General features: G+C 64.9%; 20 protein-coding genes. 4 read left to right on the top strand and 16 right to left on the bottom strand.

The annotated features are described in order from the left end of the window. Positions 1-7: 7 nt before the first annotated feature. The 15 genes from JOF47_RS01940 to JOF47_RS01870 all read right to left on the bottom strand — a co-directional run bounded on the left by JOF47_RS01940 (position 8) and on the right by JOF47_RS01870 (position 17249). Positions 8-958, bottom strand: a complete 951-nt coding sequence (locus JOF47_RS01940) for a Ppx/GppA phosphatase family protein (protein ID WP_209995618.1) — start codon at positions 956-958, stop codon at positions 8-10. Between the two features lie 13 nt (positions 959-971). Further along, entirely contained in the window at positions 972-1676 is a 705-nt protein-coding gene (locus JOF47_RS01935; RefSeq protein ID WP_209995615.1) for a DUF501 domain-containing protein, read from the bottom strand. A gap of 33 nt (positions 1677-1709) precedes the next feature. Continuing rightward, complete coding sequence (locus JOF47_RS21710; RefSeq protein ID WP_245356212.1) at positions 1710-2615, bottom strand: FtsB family cell division protein; 906 nt, start codon at positions 2613-2615, stop codon at positions 1710-1712. Between the two features lie 146 nt (positions 2616-2761). Next, positions 2762-4042 carry a phosphopyruvate hydratase gene (gene eno / locus JOF47_RS01925; protein ID WP_209995613.1) on the bottom strand — a complete coding sequence of 427 codons (1281 nt, stop codon included), beginning with the start codon at positions 4040-4042 and terminating at the stop codon, positions 2762-2764. A gap of 98 nt (positions 4043-4140) precedes the next feature. Continuing rightward, positions 4141-4839: a MazG nucleotide pyrophosphohydrolase domain-containing protein gene (locus JOF47_RS01920; protein WP_342592681.1), complete on the bottom strand. Its 699-nt coding sequence runs from the start codon at positions 4837-4839 to the stop codon at positions 4141-4143. A gap of 219 nt (positions 4840-5058) precedes the next feature. Beyond that, positions 5059-6261 (bottom strand): adenosine deaminase, encoded by a 1203-nt coding sequence (locus tag JOF47_RS01915; RefSeq protein WP_210001306.1) that lies wholly within the window; start codon positions 6259-6261, stop codon positions 5059-5061. 98 nt (positions 6262-6359) lie between these two features. Beyond that, the gene (locus JOF47_RS01910; protein WP_209995610.1) at positions 6360-7076 is read right to left on the bottom strand and encodes a DedA family protein; all 717 of its coding nucleotides are present in this window, start codon (positions 7074-7076) and stop codon (positions 6360-6362) included. Between the two features lie 192 nt (positions 7077-7268). After that, positions 7269-8582 (bottom strand): thymidine phosphorylase, encoded by a 1314-nt coding sequence (locus JOF47_RS01905; protein ID WP_209995608.1) that lies wholly within the window; start codon positions 8580-8582, stop codon positions 7269-7271. Between the two features lie 51 nt (positions 8583-8633). Continuing rightward, positions 8634-9035, bottom strand: coding sequence for a cytidine deaminase (locus tag JOF47_RS01900; RefSeq protein ID WP_209995606.1), 402 nt, complete (start codon positions 9033-9035; stop codon positions 8634-8636). Between the two features lie 7 nt (positions 9036-9042). After that, a complete protein-coding gene (locus tag JOF47_RS01895; protein WP_209995604.1) occupies positions 9043-10335 on the bottom strand; it encodes an ABC transporter permease in 1293 nt (430 codons plus the stop codon). Next, a complete protein-coding gene (locus JOF47_RS01890; RefSeq protein ID WP_209995602.1) occupies positions 10332-11615 on the bottom strand; it encodes an ABC transporter permease in 1284 nt (427 codons plus the stop codon). The genes JOF47_RS01895 and JOF47_RS01890 overlap by 4 nt, the downstream gene beginning before the upstream one ends. After that, the gene (locus tag JOF47_RS01885) at positions 11612-13156 is read right to left on the bottom strand and encodes an ABC transporter ATP-binding protein (protein ID WP_209995600.1); all 1545 of its coding nucleotides are present in this window, start codon (positions 13154-13156) and stop codon (positions 11612-11614) included. The genes JOF47_RS01890 and JOF47_RS01885 overlap by 4 nt, the downstream gene beginning before the upstream one ends. Positions 13157-13362: 206 nt before the next feature. Next, positions 13363-14487 carry a BMP family lipoprotein gene (locus JOF47_RS01880; RefSeq protein WP_209995598.1) on the bottom strand — a complete coding sequence of 375 codons (1125 nt, stop codon included), beginning with the start codon at positions 14485-14487 and terminating at the stop codon, positions 13363-13365. Between the two features lie 230 nt (positions 14488-14717). Further along, entirely contained in the window at positions 14718-15944 is a 1227-nt protein-coding gene (locus JOF47_RS01875) for an amidohydrolase (protein ID WP_209995596.1), read from the bottom strand. 192 nt (positions 15945-16136) lie between these two features. Next, on the bottom strand, positions 16137-17249 hold the full coding sequence (locus tag JOF47_RS01870) for a mannose-1-phosphate guanylyltransferase (RefSeq protein ID WP_209995594.1): 1113 nt from the start codon (positions 17247-17249) through the stop codon (positions 16137-16139). 266 nt (positions 17250-17515) lie between these two features. Between JOF47_RS01870 and sdhC the strand changes: the two genes are divergently transcribed. From sdhC to JOF47_RS01850, 4 genes are read left to right on the top strand one after another with little or no spacing between them, the layout of a single operon-like run. Next, positions 17516-17896: a succinate dehydrogenase, cytochrome b556 subunit gene (sdhC, locus tag JOF47_RS01865; RefSeq protein WP_232317856.1), complete on the top strand. Its 381-nt coding sequence runs from the start codon at positions 17516-17518 to the stop codon at positions 17894-17896. Positions 17897-17899: 3 nt separating this feature from the next. Beyond that, on the top strand, positions 17900-18346 hold the full coding sequence (locus JOF47_RS01860; protein ID WP_209995592.1) for a succinate dehydrogenase hydrophobic membrane anchor subunit: 447 nt from the start codon (positions 17900-17902) through the stop codon (positions 18344-18346). A gap of 53 nt (positions 18347-18399) precedes the next feature. Further along, the gene (gene sdhA, locus JOF47_RS01855) at positions 18400-20187 is read left to right on the top strand and encodes a succinate dehydrogenase flavoprotein subunit (RefSeq protein ID WP_209995590.1); all 1788 of its coding nucleotides are present in this window, start codon (positions 18400-18402) and stop codon (positions 20185-20187) included. Continuing rightward, positions 20187-20969: a succinate dehydrogenase iron-sulfur subunit gene (locus JOF47_RS01850; RefSeq protein ID WP_209995589.1), complete on the top strand. Its 783-nt coding sequence runs from the start codon at positions 20187-20189 to the stop codon at positions 20967-20969. Before sdhA ends, JOF47_RS01850 begins: the two co-directional genes overlap by 1 nt. Before the next feature lie 105 nt (positions 20970-21074). On the opposite strand, the gene JOF47_RS01845 is transcribed toward JOF47_RS01850, so the two are convergent. After that, positions 21075-22079: a matrixin family metalloprotease gene (locus tag JOF47_RS01845; RefSeq protein ID WP_209995587.1), complete on the bottom strand. Its 1005-nt coding sequence runs from the start codon at positions 22077-22079 to the stop codon at positions 21075-21077. Positions 22080-22117 lie beyond the last annotated feature (38 nt).

Genomic DNA, 22117 nt, shown 5'->3' with positions numbered 1-22117 from the left:
ACATTCTTTATCCGCTGAGGCCCAAGGCAATTCCATCAAGAATATCGTGCTCGGACGCGGTGGCCGTCTCGATGGCCCCGTTCGTGGCCACGCGCACCCGCTCAAGGATGCATCCATAGACCAGTGCCCCCGCCGCAATGACATCGACCCGTCCCGGGTGCATGTAGCCAAGCGAGGCACGGGTTCCACGGTCTGCGGACAGCATGGACTCGACGCTTTCGAGCAGCTTTTCGATGCCGAGTTCGGTGCCGTGGATGGCTGCCGAATCATAGGCCCGCAGTCCCAGGGCCGAGGCGGTGAGCGTGGTGATGGTCCCCGCCACGCCGATGATCCGGTCCACCGCGGAGAAGTCGATGCTGCGGGACGCCTCGTCGAGCACCCCGTTGACCTCGGCCCTGGCCGCGGCGATCTGCGCGGCAGTGGGCTGTTCCTGGCCCCAGAAGCGTTCGGTGAGCCGCACGCACCCCATGTCCATGCTCAGTGCGGACTGCGGGCCGTCCGCTCCCCCGAGCACGAATTCGGTGGATCCCCCGCCGAGGTCCACCACCAGGACGTTGGTTCCCGGGGCCGGGGGCGCCACCGAGATGGCGCCGGTGAAGGACAGCGCGGCTTCCTCGTCCCCGGCCACGACCTCGGGTTCCACGCCGAGGCGCTCCTTCACCGCGTCGATGAATTCGCCGCGGTTCTTGGCATCGCGCGTGGCGGAGGTCGCGACAAAGCGGACCTTGGAGGCGCCGTGCTCCTTGATCATTGCCGCATACTCGTCGATCGCCAGGAAGGTGCGTTCCAGGGCCTCGGGCGCAAACACACCTGTGGCGTCAACGCCCTGGCCCAGGCGCACCACACGCATCTGGCGCAGCACATCGGCCAGCACCGGACCCGTGGGGCCCTGCTCGATGTCTGCGATGAGCAGTCGGATGGAATTGGTTCCGCAGTCGATTGCTGCAACGCGTGCCATGGAGGGGTGTTGCCTACTTCCCGGTTTCGGATTCGGTGGCAGCCGCGGCCTCGCGGGCCGCGCGGGCCGCTGCGCGCTCGGCCTGCTTGATGGCCGGGTCCACGGACTGGGTCTTCACGTGGCGCGAACGGTCCTGGCTGGGGGCCGGGCCCTCGGTGTCCCAGGCGCCGGTGCAGTAGCACTTGTCCTTTGTCCACCACTCGCCGATGCCTTCCAGCGCTCGGTCGCCGAGCGGGTTGATGCCGGGGCCGGCCGCCAGCGAGTGGCCGACCAACACGTGAAGGCACTTCACGCGGGTGGGCATGCCGCCGGCGGAGATGCCTGCGATTTCCGGAACCGGGCCGGTGCCGGAGCGTTCGCCGATGGCGTCGCGCACGGCCAGGTAGTGCTGGTGGGCCAGCTCGTAGGCCCGTGCCAGGTCCGCGTCTTCGCCGAGCTCGGCGTTCATCTCGATCATCAGGCCGGCCGCCTCGAGGCGGGACACTGCCGAGGTGATCACCGGGTGCGTGAGGTAGTAGGTGGTGGGGAACGGGATGCCCGAGGACAGCCGCGGCGCGGTGGTTGCCACCAGCGGGTTGCCGCACACGCAGCGGGCGCCGATTTCCACCACGTCGCGCACCGGGCGGTTCAGCTGGCGCGAGAGCGTGTCCAGGTCTTGCTCGCTGGGAACGCGTGCAGCGGCATCAAGTGCTTCGTGATTTGGGTTTTCGGCGTCCACGGTTGGGGACTTCTCCTCGTGTCGGGGGGGGGATCAATCCGTGGCGGCGCGCTGGACCGAGTCGAATAGCGCGTCGACCCACGGCAGATCCGTACGAATCTCGTTGGGGCTGTGGTTTTCTTCCACCGGCGGGGCATCTGTTGGTTTGCGGCCAACAACCATGTAGTTTCTCTCGCCGGGCATGACCAAGTTTATCCGGTCTCTTGCCTGCTGTTTGATATACAGCGGATCATCCCACCGGGCGATCTGGTCCTTGAGGCCCTCCTGCTCGACCTGCTTGGCCGCAATCACGGACTCCAGGGCCGTGATTTCATCGCGCTGACGAGCATAGGTGCCGATGCTGGGGACCAAAAGCATGGCGAAGACGGAGAGCGAAATGCTCAACGCCAGGATGCGTCCGGAGAAGCTGCGCGCCGGGATCGGCTTGACCGGGCCCTCGGGAGCCTTCTTGGGCTGTTTTTTTGCGGCCTTTTCGTCCTTGCGCACCGCACCGGAGAGCAGGTTGCGGTCTTCGATCCTCCGCTGGGAGTCGATCGATTTGCGTCGCTCGCTCTTGTTCGTCTTGTCCGCGGGAGGCTTCTCGCCCCTGGCGGCCCTGGCCGGCCTTGCCGCTGCGTGGTCGCCCTTGGGCTTGGCCTTGGTTTTCGGGGCCGGCGGGGCAACGGGTGCCGCGTCGTTGATGCGGCCCAGCGGGATCACCTTGGCGGTTGGAGGTTGCGGGGCAGCGCGCCGTTGCACCGGCGGCCTGTCGGGCTCACGCGTGGTTCGCGGGCGCACGGGCGCGGCCTTGGATGAAGGGGTTCCCGTCGCAGCCCGGCGGCCCGGGGTCCCGGCCGCCTGCGATGCCGGGCTTGGGGCAGCCCCCGGGTCGGGTGTCGCACGGCGAGGGTCCTCGGACGAGGATCCGGCCCGTGGCATGGGAGGACGTCGCGTGGCCATCTGACTCCTTGCCCTGTTGGCTTGGGGCCGTGCCTCACGACCCCAAGTGATGGTTCTTGGGTCCACGGATCCCTGGTTAAACGCAAGAAACCCGTGGGGGAACCAAAAAATTGTTCCCCCACGAGCCTACGTGCTTTTGGCGCTAGTTACGCACCGAAACGCGGGAATGCGCCGACGCCGGCGTAAACGGCCGCATCGCCGAGTTCTTCTTCGATGCGCAGCAGCTGGTTGTACTTGGCAACGCGCTCGGAGCGGGCCGGGGCACCGGTCTTGATCTGACCTGCGTTGGTGGCAACGCAGATGTCGGCGATCGTGGTGTCTTCGGTCTCGCCCGAGCGGTGCGAGGTGATGGTGGTGTAACCGGCACGCTGGGCCATCGAGATGGCGTCCAGGGTTTCGGTCAGCGAACCGATCTGGTTCACCTTGACCAGCAGCGAGTTGGCGGTGCGGGTTTCGATGCCGCGGGCCAGGCGCTCCGGGTTGGTGACGAACAGGTCGTCACCCACGAGCTGGACTTTGTCGCCGATGGCGTCGGTCAGGGTCTTCCAGCCTTCCCAGTCGTCCTCGTCCAGCGGGTCCTCGATGGAAACCATCGGGAAGTCTGCAACCAGCTGAGCGTAGTAATCGCTCATTTCCTGGGCGGTGACCGACTTGCCCTCGAACTGGTAGGTGCCGTTCTCGAAGAATTCCGAGGAAGCAACATCCAGGGCCAAGGCAATGTCCTCGCCCGGGGTGTAGCCGGCGCGGGTGATGGCCTCGATGATCAGCTCAAGGGCCGCACGGTTGGACGGCAGGTTCGGGGCGAAGCCGCCCTCGTCGCCCAGGCCGGTGGACAGGCCCTTTTCCTTCAGCACGGACTTGAGGTTGTGGTAGACCTCGACACCCCAGCGAAGGCCCTCGGAGAAGGTCGACGCGCCGAGCGGTGCGATCATGAATTCCTGGATGTCGACATCCGAGTCGGCGTGCGAACCGCCGTTGAGGATGTTCATCAGCGGAACCGGCAGCACGTGGGCGTTCGGGCCGCCCAGGTACTTGTACAGCGGCAGGTTCGAGGACTCTGCCGCGGCGTTTGCCACTGCCAGCGATACGCCAAGGATGGCGTTGGCGCCAAGCTTGGACTTGTTGGACGTGCCGTCCAGGTCCATCATGACGGTGTCGATGGCGCGCTGGTCGGCGGCATCCATGCCCTCGACGACCTCTGCGATGTCCTCGATGACTGCTGCAACGGCGCCCAGGACGCCCTTGCCCTGGTAGCGATTCGGGTCTTCGTCGCGGCGCTCGGCGGCTTCGAAGGCACCGGTGGAGGCGCCGGACGGAACCGCGGCGCGACCCATCGAACCATCGGAGAGGAGAACCTCAACCTCGACGGTGGGGTTTCCTCGTGAGTCGAGGATTTCGCGGGCGTGAATGGCATCGATCAAGGCCATGGGAAGGTGCTCCTTCAAGGTGTGGATGTTAGTCAAACGTGTACTGCATGACGCAGGCGCCGTTGCCTGTCTCTAGCCTAGCTTGGCTGAGGCCCAGTTCACGAAGTTGTGTCGCGCGTTCCGGGTTCCGTGCGGGCAACGCGTTGTTGCACCACGGTGCGCAGGGCTCGTTCGGCATCGAGCCCGCGCGCTTGGGCCAGTTCGCAGAGGGAAAGCAGGTGCTCCCCCAATTTCTGTTCATCATCCAGGTCCCCGTTTTCCAACGGGTTCCCGGGGTGGACAGAAGGCTGTGGTTGCTCCCCCGCGACGGTGTCCAACGCGGCATGGCGTTGGGTGCGGGAGGTGAATTTCTGGGCGTAGAGCAGGGCCGGGAGATTCGTGGGAAGGCCCGCGACCGCCGACTCGTTCTGCGGCTTCTCCGCGCGCTTGGCCCGGTCCCAGGATTCGATGATCTCCTCGATGGACTCCGGGAACGCGTCTTTCAGGCTGCCGTCGGCGTTGAAGATGTGGGTGTTGCGGCGGACCATCTTGGCGCTGAGCCCCGCAGCGATCGAGTCGAGGTCGAAAGATCCGCGTTCGGCGCCGATGGCCGCATGCAGGGCGACCTGGAGCAGGATGTCGCCGAGTTCCTCGGCCAGGGCTGCATCGTCGGCACCCGATTCTATGGCGTGGGTGAGCTCGTAGGATTCCTCGAGCAGGAAGTGCACCAGGGATTCGTGGGTGAGTTCCGCTGTCCAGGCGCAGTGGGCGCGCAGCAGCGACATGATTTCGACGAGCCGGTCGACCTGCTCACTCACGCGCGTTCCCTTCCGGGTTGCCGGGATCCTCTGGGGCATCGTTGCCCTGGTACAAGTATATGAGAGTGACAAGTGCGTTCCCGACGGAGCGCGGCTTTGGTGTTGCTCACAGTACAGGTGCTGTAAACACCGATGCCGGTGTGCTGCTCCATCCCGCAGGAAGGAGCAGCACACCGGCATCATCCGCACCGGGTGCGGAACCGAAGGGAGAGACGGGTGCTAGTCCTCGTCGTCTTCGTCGTATTCCTCGTCGTCTTCGTCGTCGTACTCTTCGTCATCGTCCTCGTCGGCCATGGCCTCGTAGGTTTCGTTGATGAATTCGACGAGGACCTCGCGCTCTTCGAGCGGCAGGAAGGAGGCCTCGGCCGCGTTGAGCGTGAGGTCCAGCAGGTCCTCGAGGTCGTAGTCGAAGGCCTCGACCAGCAGTTCGAACTCGTCCGAAAGCGTGGTTCCGCTCATCAGCCGGTTGTCCGGGGAGATGGTGACGTTGAAGCCCGTCTGCACCAGCAGGTCCACCGGGTGGGATTCGATGCCCTCGCCGAATTCGGCGGTAGCACCGGTCTGCAGGTTGGAGGACGGGCAGATTTCCAGAGCGATGCCGCGGTCGCGGACCCAGTTGGCCACGGGGCCCAGGGCCACCAGGCCGGTGTCCTCGCCGACCTCTTCGCCGTCGTCATCGACGCCGCCGAACTGGATCTCGATGTCCTCGGCGATGCGCACGCCGTGTCCCAGTCGCTGCGCACGGCCGGTGATCAACGCGTCCTTGATGGAATCCAGGCCCGCGGCTTCGCCGGCGTGCACGGTGGTCGGGAAGAAGTTCTCGGCCAGCAGGTCGAAGGCCTCCTTCATGCGCGAGGGCGGGAAACCGTCCTCTGCGCCGGCGATGTCGAAGCCGACGACGCCGCGCGAACGGTGGCGCAGGGCAAGCTCGGCGATTTCCACGCCGCGGTCAGCGTGGCGCATGGCGGTGATGATCTGGCCGACCTGGATCGGGGTCCCGGCTTCGGTCAGTTCCTCGCTGGCGTCCTGAAGCCCGCGCTGGACCGCCTCGACGACATCGTCAAGGCTGAGGCCCTCGCGCTGGTGCTGCTCAGGCGCCCAGCGCACCTCGCCGTAGACCACGCCGTCCTCGACGAGGTCCTCGACGAATTCGCGGGCCACGCGGGTGAGCGCGGCCTTGGTCTGCATCACGGCGATGGTGTGGTCGAACGTTTCGAGGTAGCGCTCAAGCGAACCGGAGTCCGCGGAGGCGCGGAACCAGGCGCCAAGTTCCTCGGCATTGGTGGAAGGAAGTTCGTGTCCCACCTCCGCGGCCAACTCGATGATGGTCTGCGGGCGCAATCCCCCATCGAGGTGGTCGTGGAGCGAAACCTTGGGCAGTGCCCGGAAGTCGAAGGATGGGTCGTATGCAATGTGGATCATCTCGTCAGTCACCTGCCCAGCCTATCGGGGCTGCCCGGGTTCCGACAGTGGGCCGTGCTGAAGTCGGGGCAATTGTTCACCGCCCCGTCGCCACGGGTTCAGGCGGGGGTCTCCCCTGGCCCGGAATCCCCCGGGACGCGCAGCGGGGCTTGGTCCTGCGTTGGTGCATCCACGGCGGCAAGGGTCTCGTCGGGGAAATCGTGTTCGTTGCCCAACCGTCCCAGGCGCTTGAGCACCGCGTGGATCACCTTGTCGATGAGATAGCCCAGGACGATGGCCAGTGCCACCGACAGCACGATGCCCAGGATCTTGTTGTCGTGGAACCAGCCGCCCGCAACGACCCCGATCGCCACGGAGTAGCTTGCCCACGTCAGGCAACCCATGACATCAAGCAGTGTGAAGCGCTTGAGGGAATAGCCGGTGGCCCCGGCACTCAGGTTCACCACCACGCGCCCGATCGGGATGTAGCGGGCCGTGAAGATCAGCATGGCACCGCGCACCGAGAGTTCCTTGCGGGCAAAGGCGAAGAGCTTGGTGGTCCGCTTGCGGCGCATCCACGCGAAGCGGTCGGTGCCGATGCGGCGCCCGATCCGGTAGGCGATCTGGTCCCCGCTGATGGCTCCGGCGGCCCCAACCAGGATCAGCAGGAACACGTTGGGTTCGCCGGTGCTTGCAGCGACGGCACCGAGGGCGACCAGCAAGGTCTCGCTGGGCAGGATTGGCAGGAATCCGTCAATGAGGCAGAAGACGTAGACGGTCGGCAGGATCCACCAGGCGTTTGCCGCGTGGACTATGGCCTCGTTGATGAGATCCACTTTTCTACCGACTTTCCTTGGAAATTACCGAGCTGGCTCCTGGTGGAGGCGCGGCGGGGAGAAACCTCCTGCAACCATTCAATACCAATTTTCGCTGATCGGTGACTCCACGTGAATCCAACCAAGGGATGAATCGGGGCAGGACCCGGGGATGAGTCAGGGACAACCCCCGGGTCCCGCCCGCCGCGGGCATCAGGAAGCGGCGATCCGCTCCAGGATCAGTTCCATGTTCGGGCGGCTTCCGGCGGGGGCAATGACCGCCGCGCCCTCCAACAGCGGGCGGGCCCGCTCGAAGCGCTCGGGGGTGTCGGTGAGCATGGTCGCCAGCGGCTGGCCTCGGCGCACCACGTCCCCCGGCTTGGCGTGCAGCCGCACGCCGGCGCCGGCCTGCACCGGGTCCTCCCGGCGGGCGCGCCCGGCACCCAGGCGCCAGGCCGCGACGCCGACGTCCATCGCGTCGAGGGAGGCGAGCACGCCGTCGGCCTGCGCGTAGACGACCTCCGATTCCTTGGCCACCGGCAGCGGGGCGTCGTTGTCCCCGCCCTGCGCCGCGATCATGGCGCGCCACTTGTCCATGGCACGGCCGTCCTTCAGTGCGGCGGCCACGTCGGCGTCGCGGATTCCGGCGCCCGCCAGCATCTCGGTGGCCAGTGCGAGCGTCAGTTCCACGACGTCGGCCGGTCCGCCGCCGGCGAGCACCTCGATCGATTCCTCGACCTCGATGGCGTTGCCTGCGGTCAGACCCAGCGGGGTGTCCATGTTGGTCAGCAGCGCCACGGTGTGGACCCCGGCGTCGGTGCCCAGGTTCACCATGGTGCGGGCCAGTTCGCGGGCGTCTTCCAATGACTTCATGAACGCGCCGGAGCCGACCTTCACGTCCAGCACCAGGGCCCCGGTGCCCTCGGCGATCTTCTTGCTCATGATGGAGGATGCGATCAGCGGGATGGCCTCCACGGTTCCGGTGACATCGCGCAGCGCGTAGAGCTTCTTGTCCGCCGGGGCCAGTCCGGCCCCGGCGGCGCAGATGACCGCGCCGACTTCGGAGAGCTGGCGCATCATGGCCTCGTTGGTCAGCTCGGCCCGCCAGCCGGCGATGGATTCGAGCTTGTCCAGCGTGCCGCCGGTGTGCCCGAGCCCGCGGCCCGAGAGCTGCGGGACGGCCACACCGAAGACGGCGACCAGCGGGGCCAGCGGCAGGGTGATCTTGTCCCCCACCCCGCCGGTCGAGTGCTTGTCGGTCGTCCGCTTCACGGTGCCGTCCGCGTTGCGCAGCGAGGAGAAGTCCATGCGCTCCCCCGAATTGATCATGGCGGTGGTCCAGCGGGAGATCTCCGCCCGGTCCATGCCGTTGAGCAGGATCGCCATGTTCAGCGCGGCCATCTGCTCCTCGGCAATGGCGCCGCGGGTGTAGGCGTCGATGGTCCAGTCGATCTGCTCGGCACTGAGCGTGCCGCGGTCGCGCTTGATGCGGATGATGTCGACCGCGTCAAAGTTTTCAGTGCTCATCGTTCACTCCTGGGGGTCCGGCCGGTGGGCCATCGGGGCTAGAGATCGGTGCTAGAGGTTGTGCGGCCCGAACGCGTCGGGCAGCACCTGGTCCATGGTCTGGATTCCGCGCGGGGTCATCAATTCCAGGTTTTCCCCGCGGTGCTCGGAGAGCAATTGCCGGCAGCGGCCGCACGGCATCAGCGGCCCGCCGGACGCGTCGACGCAGTAGAAGGCCCGCAACTTGCCGCCGCCGGTGGCAAAGAGCTCGCCGACCATCGAGCATTCGGCGCACAGGGTGACCCCGTAGGCGGCGTTCTCCACGTTGCAGCCGGAGACGATCCGGCCGCCCTCTGTCAGTGCCGCGGCACCGACCTTGAACTTCGAGTACGGCGCGTAGGCCCGTTCCATGGCCGCGACCGCGGCCACCCGGAGTCTTTCCCAGGTGGCCGGGTCGATGGTTTCCGGTTCCATGGGCCCGTTATTCCTTCACGTACGGTTCGCCGACGGCGGCGGGCGCCTTGGACTTTCCGACCAGGCCTGCCACCGCGAAGATCGTCACCGCGTACGGCAGCATCTGCATGAACTGGCTCGGGACCGGGGTGCCGAGGATCGTCAGCACGTAGGAGAGGTTCAGCGTGAAACCGAAGAGCAGCGCCGCGAAGAACGCCCCGATCGGGTTCCAGCGGCCGAAGATCAGCGCGGCCAGGGCGATGAAGCCCTGCCCCGCCGTCATTTCCTTGTTGAAGCTCGAGGAGGTCACCAGCGTGAAGAACGCGCCGCCGATGCCGGCAACCACGCCGGCGAGCACCACGTTCCAGAAGCGCAGCGAGTTGACCTTGATGCCCACGGTGTCCGCGGCCTTCGGGTGTTCGCCGACGGCACGCACGCGCAGGCCCCAGCGGGTCTTGAACAGCGCGTACCAGACAACAAACACGGCAAGGTACATGGCATAGCCCAGGATCGTCTGGTTGAAGAAGATCGGGCCGAAGATCGGGATGTCCGCCAGGAACGGGATGTGGATCACCGAGAACGCGGGGGGCGAGTTGTACTTCTCCGGGTCCTCAACCATCACGGTGGAGAAGAAGAAGCTGGTCAGGCCGGCCACCAGAACGTTGAGCACCACGCCGACGATAACCTGGTTGACCAGGTACTTGATGGCGAAGACCGCCAGCACCATGGACACCAGCACCGAGCCGACGACCGCCGCGAGCACGCCGGCAAACAGCGACCCGGTCATGGAACCGACGAGGGCGGCGCAGAAGGCGCCGGCCAGCAGCTGGCCCTCGATGGCGATGTTCACGACGCCCGCCCGCTCGCACAGCACGCCGGAGAGCGAGCCGAAGATCAGCGGGGTGGCCAGCGTGAAGGAACCGGCGATCAGGCCGGAGAGGTACACGTTGGGGGTGTCGGCGCTGCCGATCGCCCAGACCAGGAAGGAGATGACAAAGGCGGCCGCGAAGACCGGCATCATCCAGCGGGCCGGCTTGCGTCCGGCGCGCGCCAGAACAAAAGCGTAGGCGGCGATGCCGAGCATCACCACGGTGCCGGCCCATCCCACGAACGTGGTGCCGAGCACCAGGTCGGGCACGGAGATCCTCTGCGAACCGTCGGTGATGCGGAAGCGCGCGTCGGCGTGCGGGCTGCCGAGGGCAAACCCGACCAGGGCCACCAGCCCGAGCACCAGGTAGGTGATCGGGGCGGCCCAGGAACGGATCACCGCGGTGTTCGCCGGGGCGGCCTCGGGTGTCCTGGCGATGGTTGCGTGGCTCATGCTGCACCTCCGGTGGCTGCCGGGGCGGCTGCCTTCTTGTTCTTGGGTTTGGACGTGCCGATCCGGAAGATCGAACGCACCAGCGGCGGTGCTGCGATGAACAGCACGATGAAGGACTGGACCACCAGCACGATGTCGATCGGGATGCCGGTGTTGGCCTGCATGCCCACGCCGCCCGCGCGCAGGGCGCCGAAGAGCAGTCCGGCGAAGAGCGTGCCGATCGGGTTGGAGCGACCCAGCAGGGCCACGGTGATCGCGTCGAAGCCGAAGCTTGCCGCGATGCCGCCGGAGAGCGAACGCTCGGTGCCCAGGATCTGAGCAGTGCCGGCCAGGCCCGCAAGGCCACCGGCGATCAGCATGGCCAGCAGGTAGGCGCGGCCCACGTTGATGCCGGCGGTCTTTGCCGCGACCGGGTTGGCGCCCACTGCGCGCATCTCAAAGCCGGTGGTGGAGCGGTTCAGCAGCCACCAAGTGAAGGCCACCGCGGCCAGCGCCACCAGGAAGCCGTAGTGCAGGCGGAAGGCCGGACCGAAAATCAGCGGGTAGGCGGCGAATTCGGCCACGGGATCGCTGAGCGGGTTGTTTGACCCCTCGCGCTGGAAGGTCGGGGTGGAAAGCAGGTAGAGCAACAGGTACACGGCGATGTAGTTGAGCATGATCGTCACGATGACCTCGTGCGCGCCGCGGCGTGCCTTGAGGAACCCGGCAATGCCGCCCCAGAGCGCACCGCCGACGATGCCGGCCACCACCGCGACCACCAGGTGGATGCCCACCGGCAGGTCAAGGTTGAAGCCGACCCAGCCGGCAAAGGTCGCACCGAGAATGATCTGCCCCTGGGCGCCGATGTTGAACAGGCCAACACGGAACGCCAGGGCCACGCCGAGGCCGGCAAGGACCAGCGGGGTGGCGATGGTGAGGGTTTCGGTCAGCGGGTAGATCGCGTCGGAAATGCTCTCGGCCGAGGTGTTGATGATGCTGGACTGGAACAGCGCGATGTAGGCCTCGGAGACCGAGATCCACACGGCGTTGAGCATGTCGCTCGGACGGCTGAAGAAGTAGCTGGCCGTGGAGGTGACTCGCTCGTCGGTGAAGGCAATCAGGATCGCGCCGACCAGCAGCGAGAGCAGGATGGCCAGCACCGAGACCATGCCGTTGCTGTTGATGATGCGCTTGAGCAGCGGTTCCCCGGGTTCCGGGTGGCGGTGCAACTCGGGCACCAGGGGCGGTGTCACCAGGATGTCGGTGTGTTCTGCCGGAGGCAGGTCTGGAGTGGTACTCATGCTCGTTCCTTGCCTTCGGTGCCGCTCTGCGATTCGGCTTCTTCATTGCTTGCCCCGGCCATCATCAGGCCGAGGATGTCCCGGGGCGTGTCCCCGGGGACGATTCCCACCAGTTTGCCCTTGTAGAGCACGGCGATCCGGTCTGCGAGTTCGACGACCTCGTCAAGTTCGGTGGAAACGATCAGCACCGGGGTGCCCGAATCCCGTTCGGCGACGATGCGCCGGTGCAGGAATTCGATGGATCCCACGTCCACGCCGCGGGTCGGCTGGGAGGCGATGAACAGCTTCAGCGGGCGGGAAAGTTCCCGGGCCATGACGACCTTTTGCTGGTTGCCGCCCGAAAGCGTCCCGGCCTCGGCGTCGGGGCCCTGCGTGCGCACGTCGAACTCGGTGATTTTCTTCAGCGCGTTCTTCAACATCACCGCGGGCTTCATGTTCATGCCGCGGGCGTAGGGTGCCTTGTCGTACTGGTTCAGGACCAGGTTCTCGGCAACGGTGAAGGTGCCGATGACGCCGTCGGTGCTGCGGTCCTCGGGAACGAAGCCGACGCCGGAGTTGATGATCTGCTTGACGGTGCGCCCGATGAGTTCCTTGCCACCAAGCTTGATGGACCCGCTCACGTGGTCCATCAGGCCCATGATCGACTCGGTCAGCTCGGTCTGCCCGTTGCCCTGGACGCCTGCCACGGCAAGGATTTCACCCTCGGAAATACCGAAGCTCACCGAGTCCAGCAGCAGCTGGCCGGAGGACGCGAGCACCGAAAGGTCGGTGATCTTGAAGGTTTCCTCGCCAAGCTTCGGCTTGTCCTTGTTCAGGCTCAGCGAGACCGAACGACCGACCATGAGGGCGGCGAGTTCGGAGGCCGAGGCGGCCGGATCGGCCTTGCCGACGACCTTGCCGCGGCGGATCACCGTGATGGTGTCGGAGATGGCCTTGACCTCGCGCAGCTTGTGCGAGATGAAGACGACCGCGGTGCCGGAGTCGCGCAGCTGCCTCATGATGTTCAGCAGTTCGTCGGTTTCCTGCGGGGTCAGCACGGCGGTCGGCTCGTCAAGGATCAACACCTTGGCGTTGCGGACCAGGGCCTTGATGATTTCCACGCGCTGCTGTACGCCAACTGGGAGGTCTTCGATGATCGCATCGGGATCAACGCCGAACCCGTAGCGATCGGAGATCTCGCGGATGCGGGCTCGGGTCTTCTCGAGGTCCAGGATCCCTGCCGCGCCGGCGTCCTCGTTGCCCAGGGCGACGTTCTCGGCGACCGTGAAGACGGGGACGAGCATGAAGTGCTGGTGCACCATTCCGATCCCGGCGGCCATGGCATCGCCGGGGCCGTTGAACTTCACTGGCTTGTCGTCAATGAGGATTTGGCCCTCGGTGGCCTCGTAGAGGCCAAAAAGAACGTTCATGAGGGTCGATTTACCGGCCCCGTTTTCACCGAGCAGGGAATGGACCTGGCCGGACTCGACGATGACGTCGATGTGGTCGTTGGCAGTGAAGTTGCCGAATCTTTTGGTGATGCCCCGAAGCTCGAGTTTCACGTCTGCTACCCGTTTTTCTTCTCATCCGACCCAATAAGGGCCGGGGGGGTGTCGTGTTGAAGTGGGTCCCGCGGACTCTACCCTAGTCAAAAGGGGCCTGAGGCGGAATGCCGTAGAAGGGCACAACCAAACGCGCCGTCCTGACTTCTCCCACGGGCGGGAAAAGGGCCGGAACGACGCGTTTGGCTGGCTACCTTATTGCTGTGTTAGTTGCTCTTCGGGCTGGAAGGCGATTCGACCTTCACGGCGCCCGAAACGATGTCGGCCTTCAGCTGGTCCAGCTCGCCCTTGAGCTCTGCGGAGACCTTGGAGTCGAAATCGTGGAACGGTGCGAGGGAGACTCCGCCGTTTTCCAAGGTGCCGACGTACGGGGTGGAGTCGAACTTGCCCTCAACGTCCGAGGTGACAACGTCCTCAACGGACTTGCCCATTTCCTTGATGACCGAGGACAGGATGAACTCGTTGCCCGAGGCCAGGGACTCGAAGCCGTCGGCGTCAACCCAGATGACCTTGACGTCCTTGCCGCCGGCGTTGAGTTCCTTGACGGCATCCATGGTTCCCAGGCCAACCGGGCCCGCAACCGGCATGATCACGTCGGCGCCTTCGTTGGCGAAGGTCAGCGTGGTGTTCTTGCCGGCGCCCTGGTTCTCGAAGTCACCGGTGAAGGTGCCGTTCTGCTCGGCGACGTCCCAGCCCAGAACCTCTACGTTCTTGGACTTCTTCTCGTTGTAGTAGGCAACGCCATCGGCGTAGCCGTCCATGAAGATGGAGACGGTCGGGATGTTCATGCCGCCGTAGGTGGCAACCTTGCCGGTCTCGGACATGCCTGCGGCGAGGTAGCCGGCGAGGAAAGCGGCCTGGGCCGTGTCGTAGATGATCGGCTTGACGTTCTTGGCGTCAATGGCATTGTCGTCAACGATCGCGAAGTGCTTCTCCGGGTTGGCGGCAGCGACCTTCTTGGTCTCGTCCGAGAGCAGGAAGCCGACCGTGATGGTGAGGTCGCAGCCGCCCTTGACCATGGAGTTCAGGTTGGGGGCGAAGTCGGTTGCAGCCTTCGACTCGGCCTTCTTCACCTCGATGCCCAGGTCCTTCTGTGCCTGGAGCAGGCCCTCGTAGGAGGACTGGTTGAAGGAACGGTCGTCGAATCCGCCGGAGTCGGAGACGATGCAGCCGGTGAAGTCCGCGGCACCTGCCGCGGTCGAGCCGCCGGCGCTCGGTGCTGCCGAACCTGACGGGGACGCTTCCGGCGCCGCGCCGCAGGCAGTCAAAACGAGTGCAGAAATGCCGAGGATGGCCGCGGCCATTCCGGACTTGCGCTTGATGTTGCGCATGTAGGTTCCCTCCATTGGGTTACGAGCTACGTGTCACGATCCAGGGAAGCAAAAATTCTTGTTTTCCGCACCAGATCGTGTCTGTTGCATTGCCGCTAGGCACCGGGTGGTGAATCGGATCCGTCCCGCAACCCGGAAGCGGGGTTTCGGAAACGACGATTTCACATCCACCTAGCCTAACGCCCAATGTGCCCCGTTCGAGGCCCCAAATGTTACAAGCGCATAACACTCTAAGCGCTTGACGTTGCTCCTTCGACCGCCCCGTTCAGCTGGGCGATGGCCCTCACCGCGGCTGCAGCCATGACCGTCACGCCGACCTCAATTGCGGATTCATCAGGGATGTAGTCACCCCGGTGGAGGTCGTAGGTTTCCCCTCCGGGTGTGCGTGTGCCCAGCCGCATCATGGATCCTGGGACCTTGTTTGTCATCCACGCAAAATCTTCCCCGCCCATCGACTGCGGCGTCAGCACGATGGCGGCGGACCCGATCTCGGCGCGGGCCGAATCCTCGATGAGATCCGTCTCTTCCTCGGCGTTGATCACCGGAGGCACGCCACGGGTGTGCTCCAGCTTCAACTCGACGCCGTACGGGGTCGCCACCTGGCGGACGACCTCGTCCAGCAGGTCGCCGGCCCCCTTCCACGCCTCGCCGTCAAGGCAGCGCATGGTTCCGGCAAGGTAGCCGGTCGCGGGGATGGCGTTGGGGGCGCTTCCGGCATGGATCTGTCCCCAGACCACCGAAACGGCGGAACGGACGTCGATGCGTCGGCTCAGCACGGCCGGGACGTTGATGGCGATCTGGCTCATTGCAAAGACCAGGTCCTCGGTCAGGTGCGGGCGCGAGGTGTGTCCACCGCGGCCGGTGAGCTCGATCTTGATGGTGTCGCTCGCGCTGGTGATCGCGCCGATGCGCGTGCCGATCTTGCCCGCGTCGATGCGCGGTTCGCAGTGCAGCGCCAGGATGCGCGGCACGTCGTCGAGCACGCCCGCCTCGATGACGGTGAGTGCGCCGCCGGGCATTTTTTCCTCGGCGGGCTGGAAGATCACGCGGATGCGTCCGCTGAGCTTGCCCTCGGTGTCAATGGCCTTGAGCACCTTGGCGACGCCCAGCATCACCGTGGTGTGGATGTCGTGGCCGCAGGAGTGCGCCACGCCGTCGATGACCGAGGCGTATTCGAGCCCCGTCTCCTCGAGGATCGGCAGGGCGTCGATGTCGGCGCGCAGGGCCAGCGCGATCGGGCCGGTTCCGATGTCGACGAAGGCACCGGTTTCCTCCAACGCGACGGGGTCCAGGCCTGCGGCCCGCAACTGGGCGAGGATGCGCTCGGTGGTCTTGTATTCCACGAACGAAAGTTCGGGGTTGGCGTGAAGTTCGCGGCGGAAGTCCACCAGCTCGCCAAGAAGCGGGGTCACCCAGGGTTTCACCGAGGGGATCTGCTGGTTTTGATCGATACTCATACGCACAAGAACGACAATACTGGGTGGGGTCTGCGGCGGCGTGCTTTTGAGTGCAAATGTTGCATTGTTGCGTGTTGATCTGTTGCGTTGCCGTGCTTGGGGCAAGAAGGTTCAGCCCCGGAAAACGGATTGGACCCCGGCATGGCCGGGATCCAAGTTCCATTGCGTTTGCGCCCGGTGTTTGCCCGGTGTTTAAAGGACGTCCATGACGCCGTTCTTCTTCAGGGTGTCAACGGTGTTCTTGACGGACTGCGCATGCTCCTTGGTTGTCACCAACAGCGCGTCGGGGGTGTCCACGACAACCACGTCATGGATGCCGATAAGCGCGATCACGCGCTTGGAATCGGTGACCACCACGCCCGTGGCGTTGTCCGAGTAGACGCGCTTGACGTCCCCGATGACCGTCACGCCGGTTTCTTCGCTTGCCGGGTTCAGGCGGCCGATGGCCGCGAAGTCCCCCACGTCGTCCCAGTTGAAGACACCGGGGATCACCGCGACGTCGCCGGCCGCGGCGGCGGGCTCGGCCACCGCGTAGTCGATGGCGGTCTTGGGCAGCGTGGGCCAGATGCGGTCCATCGTCTCGTCGCGGGCAGGGGTTTCCCAGGCTGCGGCGATTTCCATCAGGCCCGCGTACAGTTCCGGTTCGCTACGCTCGAGGTGTTCAAGCATCAATGCCACCGGCGCCACGAACATGCCCGCGTTCCAGAGGTATCCCCCGTCGGCAAGGTAGCGGCGAGCGGTGTCCTCGTCAGGCTTTTCCACAAACTCGACAACGTCGCGGGCGGTGGGCGCACCGGAAATCTCCAGGCGGTCGCCGGCACGGATATAGCCGAAGGCCGTCGAGGGAAGCGTCGGACGGATGCCGATGGTGACGATCTTGCCCGTGGCGGCCGTGTGGATGGCCTCGCGCACCGCGTCCTGGAAGACCTCGACCGGGCCGATGACCTGGTCCGCGGCAAAGGAACCCATGATGGTTTCAGGGTTCCGCCGGTACAGGATCGCCGCAGCCAGGCCGATAGCGGCGGCCGAGTCCTTGGGCTCCGGTTCAAGGACAAGGTCGAGATCACTCACCTCGGGGAGCTGGGCGAGCACCGCGGTGCGGTGGGCGCGGCCGGTGACGACCATGATGTTCCCGCCGGCAAGCGGGATCAGGCGTTCATAGGTGGCACGAATCAGCGTGGATCCGGACCCGGTGAGGTCGTGGAGAAATTTGGGGGCTGCGGCACGCGAGAGCGGCCACAGTCGGGTTCCGACTCCACCTGCCGGAATCACACCGTGGAATCGAGCCAAGAGTTCAGCGTTCATCCGACTAACGGTAGTTGATTAAGGCTGGGAATGCGCTGATAGGCCCGCCGGGAATACGGCACTAAAATCTATTCTAATTCGCGCAATTTCTTGGGTTTTTGTCAATGTATCACCGTGATCGGTGAGCCTACTCACACAACACTGGGAAACAATGGGCACCCCAGCCCTAGTTGGTCTAAGATCGGGCAAGGAACGCTCGCACTCCGGCGTCAATTTATTGTGTGGAAGATACACATGCGCCCTTGTGAGTCATGGAGGTTAATTCAGTGTCGAAGACTTCGTCAGGCACCCTCTACCGCGGCCGCGAAGGCATGTGGTCTTGGGTGGGGCATCGCATTACGGGTGTCGTTATTTTCTTATTCCTGTTGGTACACGTGCTCGACACGTCGCTGGTCCGGGTTTCCCCGGGCGCATACGACGCCGTCATGGCGACCTACAAGAACCCGCTGATGGCACTTGGCGAAACCGCTCTGGTCGCCGCCATCGTCTTCCACGCGTTCAACGGCTTGCGCCTGATCCTGGTGGACTTCTGGAAGCAGGGAACCAAGTACCAGCGCCAGATGCTCTGGGGCGTTTTGGCCCTCTGGGTCATCACCATGCTGGCATTCTCCATTCGCCACCTGTCACTCGCCTTTGGAGGTCACTAACCCATGTCGGCTCAAATCGCTGCACCCCGCAGCCAACGCCTTGACCCGAAGTACTCCCGCGCCAACAAGTCGCGCGGCAGCTTCGAAATGGTTGCCTGGCTCTTCATGCGCCTTTCCGGCGTGGCCCTCGTCGTTCTGATCTTCGGCCACCTCTTTACCAACCTGATGGTCGGCGACGGCATCAACGCCATCGACTTCGGCTTCGTCGCCGGCAAGTGGGCCGACCCGGTATGGCAGTTCTGGGATCTTGCCATGCTCTGGCTCGCCATGCTGCACGGCACCAACGGCGTGCGCACCATCATCAACGACTACGCCGAGAAGCCGGCCACCCGCGTGTGGCTCAAAGGCATTCTCTACGTTGCCACCATCATCATCGTCATCCTTGGCACCCTGGTGATCTTCACCTTCGATCCTTGCATCGCTGGTAGCGACCTTCCAGTTTGCAAGTAATCTTCGGCACTCGTTCGCCGAAGTAAAGAATTCAAGAAAAGAGAGCATCAGGTATGCAGGTACATAAGTACGACGTCGTGATCGTCGGAGCTGGCGGCGCAGGCATGCGCGCGGCCATCGAATCCGGCCAGCGCGCACGTACGGCCGTTCTCACCAAGCTTTACCCAACTCGTTCGCACACAGGTGCGGCACAGGGTGGCATGTGTGCAGCACTGGCCAACGTAGAAGAAGACAACTGGGAATGGCACACCTTTGACACCATCAAGGGTGGCGACTACCTGGTGGACCAGGACGCTGCGGAGATCATGGCGAAGGAAGCCATTGACGCAGTGCTCGACCTGGAAAAGATGGGCCTGCCCTTCAACCGCACCCCAGAGGGCAAGATCGACCAGCGTCGCTTCGGTGGCCACACCCGCGACCACGGCAAGGCCGCCGTTCGCCGCGCCTGCTATGCAGCAGACCGCACCGGTCACATGATCCTGCAGACCCTCTACCAAAACTGCGTCAAGCACAACGTTGAGTTCTACAACGAGTACTACGTGCTGGACCTGCTGCTGGTTGAAGAAGATGCGTTCCGCGAAGACGGAACCGCCTACAAGCAGAAGCGCGTTGCCGGCGTCGTGTCCTACGACCTGGCCACCGGCGAACTTCACGTTTTCCAGGCCAAGTCCGTGATCTTCGCCTCCGGTGGAGCCGGCAAGGTCTTCAAGACCACCTCCAACGCCCACACCCTCACCGGTGACGGCATGGGTATTGCCTTCCGCAATGGCATCCCGCTGGAAGACATGGAGTTCTTCCAGTTCCACCCGACCGGCCTGGCCGGCCTGGGCATCCTGCTCACCGAGGGCGCACGTGGCGAAGGCGCCATCCTGCGCAACTCGGAGGGCGAACGCTTCATGGAGCGCTACGCACCGACCATCAAGGACTTGGCACCGCGTGACATCGTCGCCCGGGCCATGGCCAACGAGGTTCGCGAAGGCCGCGGTTGCGGTCCAAACAAGGACTACGTCCTCCTGGACCTCACCCACCTGGAGCCGGCGCACATCGAAGCCAAGCTTCCGGACATCACCGAGTTCGCCCGCACCTACCTGGGTGTCGAGCCGTTCACCGATCCGGTTCCGGTTTACCCGACGGCCCACTACGCCATGGGTGGCATCCCGACGAACATCGACACCGAGGTTCTCCAGGACAACGACACCGTCATCCCGGGTCTCTTCGCCGCCGGCGAAGTTGCCTGTGTTTCGGTTCACGGTTCCAACCGCCTGGGCACCAACTCGCTGCTGGACATCAACGTCTTCGGCAAGCGCGCAGGCGTCTCGGCCGCCAAGTACGCACTGGGCGCCGAATTCGTGGACCTTCCGGAAGACCCGGAAAAGTTCACCACCACGCAGATCGAATCCATGCTCTCCTCCACCGGAACCGAGCGCGTGGCCCCGATCCGCAAGCAGCTGCAGGACATCATGGACGCCAACGTCCAGGTGTTCCGTGACAAGAAGTCGCTCACCGAGGCGCTTGTGGTCATCGAAGAGCTGCGCGAACGCTACAAGAGCGTTTCGGTCCAGGACAAGGGCAAGCGCTTCAACCTCGACCTGCTCGAGGCCATTGAGCTTGGCTTCCTGCTGGACATGGCAGAGGTCATGACCGCTGCGGCCCTGTACCGCAAGGAATCCCGCGGCGGACACTACCGCGAGGACTACCCGGATCGCGACGACGAGAACTTCATGAAGCACTCCATGTGCTACAAGGATGAGGCTGCCGCCACCGAGGGCATTGAAGGTATCCGCATGGAAACCAAGCCCGTTGTCTTTACCCGTTACCAGCCGATGGAGCGTAAGTACTAATGAGCACGGAACTTCCGGAACCAGCATCGAAGATTGAGCTGAAGCCCGGTGTTGGCGGCGGCGGAGAAATTCCGCAGTTCAACATCACCTTGCGCGTTCGCCGGTACCTGCCGGAGACCACCGCAGACGCCTACTGGGAAGACTTCGAGCTGACCATGTACGGCACCGACCGCGTGCTGGATGCCCTGCACAAGGTCAAGTGGGACATCGACGGATCGCTCTCGTTCCGCCGCTCCTGCGCCCACGGCATTTGCGGCTCCGATGCCATGCGCATCAACGGCCGCAACCGTCTGGCCTGCAAGACCCTGCTCAAGGACCTGGACCACTCCAAGCCGATCACCGTTGAAGCCATCAAGGGCCTGCCCCTTGAAAAGGACCTCATCGTCGACATGGAGCCGTTCTTCCAGTCCTACCGCGAAATCATGCCGTTCCTGGTCAACAAGGGCCACGAGCCTTCGGCCGAGCGCTACCAGTCCGCCGAGGAGCACGCGAAGTTCGAGGACACCACCAAGTGCATCCTCTGCGCCGCCTGCACCTCCTCCTGCCCGGTCTTCTGGACCGACGGCCAGTACTTCGGCCCGGCAGCAATCGTGAACGCACACCGCTTCATCTTCGACTCGCGCGATGATGCTGGCGACATGCGTTTGGAGATCCTCAACGACAAGGAAGGCGTGTGGCGCTGCCGCACCACCTTCAACTGCTCCGAAGCATGCCCGCGTGGCATCCAGGTGACCAAGGCCATCGCCGAGGTCAAGCAGGCAATCCTGTCGCGCTCCATCTAGTTTCAGCTAGGTTTGGCCGCAGTGGTCCGGTTCCCTTCGGGGAACCGGACCATTGTTCGTTAACCCCCGAAGCGTTGCGCCGACCTCCGGGGCCCGGTGCCGTGGCTACAGTTGCGGAACGCATGCGCCGGTGCCCAGCACCGCCAACCCGGCAAGGTCGCCCGCGGCCAAGCTCGTCCGGTAGCTGGGCCCCTCGTACATGAGCTGGTTCGGATCCCCTACGTGGTCAAGCCCCAGCACGTGCCCGAATTCGTGCATGACAACGGCCCGCACATGATCCGCTCCCTGCGGTTGGCGCATCATCGCGGCCACGTCGGGTCCGTCGAGATTGACCTGGCCGGCGACGAAGACGAGGGGCGTGCCCCGTGCCGAGTTATAGGAACTGCCGCCCAGCCCGGCGACGTCACCCGCCAAGGCCGGGATCTCGGCCTGCGACGACCAGGTAACCAGCACGGGCACCCAACGTTTGCCGTAGCGGTCGGGCTGGTACTTCGTGCGCTGCTCGGAAGGGGCCTCGTTGGTGGTGCCGTCGTAGATGAAGCGGAGGCCGCTGGCCTCGGACACGGCCTCGACCGCCTCATGGACGAGCCTTTCGGCGTCGGGTGGAGCGCCGTCCGGCCGGATGACGTAGTGGATCGGCCGGCAGGGGTCGTAGGCAACGAATTTTTGCATCTTGTCCGGCGAGGGATGCAACTTGTACGCCGTGGAGTCGTGCGTCGCCGACGGGGTGCCCAATGGGTTTGCGGCCGCCTCCACACCGCGGGGCGGAACATCGGACCACGGCAGGTAGGACTGGACCACCGGCATGACGTGGTTGTCCAGGACAACCGTGGATGCGTAGAGCGCCACCACGATCCCCACGCCCACCACGACGTTGCGCCGCGCGCCCGGACGGCGCCATGCCCCGGCCGGCCGCCGGCGCCGAGGTTTCTTGCCCGGCGTGGCGGGCCCGGTGATCACGGGGTCCTGCCGCCGCAGGGTTTCTTCGCGGGCCCATTGCGGAATCCGGCCCGATGCCGATCGCGGGGCCGGCCCGTGCCCGTAGTGGCCCTCGGCTCCCGGTCCTCGTGCGCTCGCATGGTTCGATTGATTGCTGGTCTTGTCTGGCATGCAACCCCCAAGGTGCAGACAGCCGGTCCCCCAGGACC

The sequence above is a fragment of the Paeniglutamicibacter kerguelensis genome, assembly GCF_017876535.1.
In the GTDB taxonomy this organism is placed as follows: domain Bacteria; phylum Actinomycetota; class Actinomycetes; order Actinomycetales; family Micrococcaceae; genus Paeniglutamicibacter; species Paeniglutamicibacter kerguelensis.
Note: the sequence above shows the minus strand (reverse complement) of the source record. Positions and strands in the feature narration are given on the sequence as shown.